Consider the following 3,500-nt stretch of genomic DNA (forward strand, 5'->3'; position numbering starts at 1 on the left):
ATGTATCGCCTGCTCGACAGCGCCCAGCTTACTCAAGTCAACGACAATACCTTTGACGTGCGCTTCGGGCTGGAACAGGGGGCGATGACCTATCGCGTCTACACCGATGCCAGCCACAACCCGTTTGCAGGCGGTCTGTTCAGCCAGTTTACGCTGCCAGAGTCTCTCTACTAACTAACCGGACGGGCATCCCGTGTGGTGCCTGCCTGCGAGATGAAGTGATATGCAAGATGCACAACAGGCCCTGAATGTGGGCCGCGATCCACGGATGTTGCCTGAGTTTGACGCGTTGCGGGCAGAGATCAACAAACTGAGTCACGCCTCGCGTCCTGATGTTGACTGGATGCGGGTGCATGATATGGCGACCACCCTGTTTGAAAAACAGGGAGTGGACTTGCAAACCGCCCTTTACTTCGCGCTGGCACGTTCACGGTTGGCGGGGCTGAGCGGTTTTACCGAAAGCTGCGAGTTTCTCGCCAATCTTATCGTCACCCAGTGGGACAACTTCTGGCCGCCGGTGCATCAGGAACGGGCACGCGTGGAGATGTTGGATTGGTTTATTGCCCGCATCAGTGAAGTGATTCGCCAGTACGACATCAGTCACGAAGATAAACGGCTGGTGTATCGCTGTGAACGCGCGCTGCAACTGATGAGCGAGAAGCTGCATAACGTTGGACTGAGCCGTATTCCGCGCGTGGAGAATTTGCTGCATTTTATCGAAGGTTATACCCACCTGTTTGATGAATCGGAAATCGTCATCGTGTCGGACGATCCGGCATTGAACAAGCATGACATGCAGGTCCCGCCGATGGTGTTTTTTCACTCCGAGATGGAGGCCGTGACGGCGGACCCGAGCGGCGTTGTCACGCGCGACGGAAAGGCGCCGTTACCAACGGGCAGCATACTTATCGGACGGGAGAAAGGGCAGATGAAACCGACGGTGCTGAAAATTGAGACACACAAGAAACCCACACCGGCCTGGTTGTGGTTCGCCGCTGGTGTGTTGAGCTGTGCGCTTCCCGTGGCGGCATTCAGCGTCTGGCAATACGTGCAGGAGCAAAAGGCGCAGGCGCTGGCATTAGTGCAGCAGTCGGCTTCTGCGCTGCCGAGTGCCCCCGATTACAACGCGATTCGCAGCGTACGCATTGCGCTGGGAGAACAAAAATTGCAAAGCATGGAAGGGACACTGATCGGTCATTATCAGACGCAACTGGAGCAGGTGAAAAATACCTCGCCGCTCTACCTCTATCAGTACGGCGATGGGCTGAAAAACGTCATGCATCAACTCTATCCCGATTCACTGGCGGTGAAGGAGATGGAGCGCCAGTGGCAACGCTCGCTTGACCAGCTCCAGGGAGAGCAACCGCGTATTACCGGCTACGAGCAGGCGCGTGCCAACGTTGACGATACCCTGCAACACTTGCTTGAACTGGAACGGCAGCGGCGTACGGTGACCCTCTCGTTCCTCAAATCCAAACTGTACGATCTGCAAAAGGATTTGGCCGCAGACGTGCCCTTTACCCTGCGCCTGCGTGAGCTTGAAGCGCGCAATGCCAAGCATCAATCGCTGTCTCCGGCTGAACTGCGCGGGATTGAGGATGAGCTGCGCGCTTTCTCCATCAGGCTGTATCGCCTGCAACAAGGCGATGTGGCGCGTTAATGATGAAACCAAACGGTCTAAATTGCATGTTCAAAGATAAACGACTCGCACTGGCGTTCGCGGCTTGCTGTTTGGTGGCGTGCCAGGCTCCGGTGACCACGTTGTCAGAGGCAGAACTCACTGCATCGGCGCAACGGGGCAACGGTGAGGCGCAGTATCAGTTGGCGAAACAGTTGGCGGGGCAGAGAAAGTATCCCGAAGCGATGAAATGGATGCAGCAAACGGTCGGAGAGACGCAACGTGCGGCGACGCCTGAAATGCGTGGCGCGGCGGCTCTGCAAGTCGGTGACTGGTATCAGGCTGGACTGGGGGAACCGAAGAATGCGCTTGCCGCACGGCACTGGTGGAACAGGGCCTCACGCCTTGGCAATGGTGAAGCGGGGTATCGTCTGGGAACGGATTGTCAGGCGCAGCATCAAGGCAAGCTGGTTGCCGCCTGTCTGGATGATTTTGAAACCTCTGCGGCCAATGGTTACGCACCATCACAGTTGAGGGTGGCGCAGTGGCATGCCAGCCGAACAGGCGGTGAGGCTGATGCCGCCAATTGGTTGCAGAAGGCCGCTGAGCGCGATAACCGGGATGCGCAATATCAACTGGCAAAACGCTATGAGCAGGGCAGCGGCGTGGCAGTTCGGCGCGATGTGGCGGAGCGCTGGTATTTCCGTGCGGCAACGCTCGGTCAGCCGCAAGCACAGCTGTGGATGGCGCAACATGAAAGCGGGCAGAACGCGTTGGCCTGGTATCAACGGGCGGCATCTAACGGCGATCCGAGCGCTCAGCTGTGGCTGGGTAAAGCGTATCGGGAAGGCACATTGCTACCGATGGATGGACAAAAATCCCACGACTGGCTGACGCGCGCGGCAGCTGGTGGATCGGGCGAAGCCAGCTATTTACTCAGCCAGCAGCAAACTCGACACGAAGGGCGTGAGCAACTGTTGCAGCAATCCTCTGCGGCGGGGTTTGTGCGGGCGCAGCGTGAATTGGGTGACGTGTTTTTCAAACGCAACGCGCTGGAACGCGCGCGCGAAGAGTATGCAAAGGCTGCGGCGAGCGGTGATACTGCTGCACGCGTGGCCTATGCCGATATGCTGCGGCTTGGGCAGGGTGGTAAAACTGATTATGTGGCGGCGGCAAAACAGTACGGACTGGCGGCGCAAACCGGGAGCCGCATGGCGCAATACCGGATGGGCATGATGCGCCAGGATGGGATGGGGGTTTCGCGTAACCGCATTCATGCTTATGCCTGGTACGCCATGGCGGCGACGGAGGGAATGAACGATGCCATTTATGCGCGCAACGATCTGGAAGCAGTGATGCAGCCCGATGAAATCAAAGCCGGGCAGCGGCTGGCGATGCACTGGTCGTCAGGGAAAATGGACGAGTAGACGGTGGATGTTTATCTGAGTCAAAAGGCGGCTAGTACCCAGTACTATGATGCACTGGGTCAACGTGCCGCTTTCAATCTTTTACTCACGCTAAAAAGGGCAGGTACAGGAAATAAGATACGGATTATGTCTAAGAGATATAATGAAGAGCCCTGTTATTTGTTTTTCTTACAATAGCGGTAAGATTTATAACTCAGGGGTAAAGCGCCAATATGAGATGTACAAAACAGGCCAAAGAGCGTCACGATAAAATTGCTTATAAACGATGGCGTACTGATTGGATATTTAAAATAAATGTTTAAAATAAACACTGCGATTATCAGCAAAACTATCGAAAATAGATTATAAAAGCGATTTTTTAAGGTATGCACTAAGGAAAGTAATGTTTCTTCGGTATCATCTTTTTTTACATCACGACTGATGATCTTTTGCATGTACGCAATGTCTTTGGGCGT

3 protein-coding genes are annotated in these 3,500 nt (G+C 55.2%); 2 read left to right on the forward strand and 1 reads right to left on the reverse strand.

Going from position 1 to position 3,500, the window contains the following annotated elements:
• Positions 1-223: 223 nt before the first annotated feature.
• Both J5224_RS24125 and J5224_RS24130 read left to right on the forward strand, forming a co-directional pair.
• Entirely contained in the window at positions 224-1,660 is a 1,437-nt protein-coding gene (locus tag J5224_RS24125) for a VasL domain-containing protein (protein ID WP_264627763.1), read from the forward strand.
• 26 nt (positions 1,661-1,686) lie between these two features.
• Positions 1,687-3,045 (forward strand): tetratricopeptide repeat protein, encoded by a 1,359-nt coding sequence (locus tag J5224_RS24130; protein ID WP_264627764.1) that lies wholly within the window; start codon positions 1,687-1,689, stop codon positions 3,043-3,045.
• A gap of 155 nt (positions 3,046-3,200) precedes the next feature.
• Here J5224_RS24130 and J5224_RS24135 read toward each other — a convergent pair.
• On the reverse strand, positions 3,201-3,500 hold a 300-nt coding region (locus J5224_RS24135; protein ID WP_264627765.1), incomplete at its 5' end, for a hypothetical protein.

It is taken from the genome of Candidatus Symbiopectobacterium sp. NZEC135, assembly GCF_025962695.1.

Bases quoted from the DNA above. Each gene is read 5' to 3' on its own strand.
- J5224_RS24125 (WP_264627763.1), top strand. From the start codon at position 224: ATGCAAGATGCACAACAGGCCCTGAATGTGGGCCGCGATCCACGGATG.
- J5224_RS24130 (WP_264627764.1), top strand. From the start codon at position 1,687: ATGTTCAAAGATAAACGACTCGCACTGGCGTTCGCGGCTTGCTGTTTG.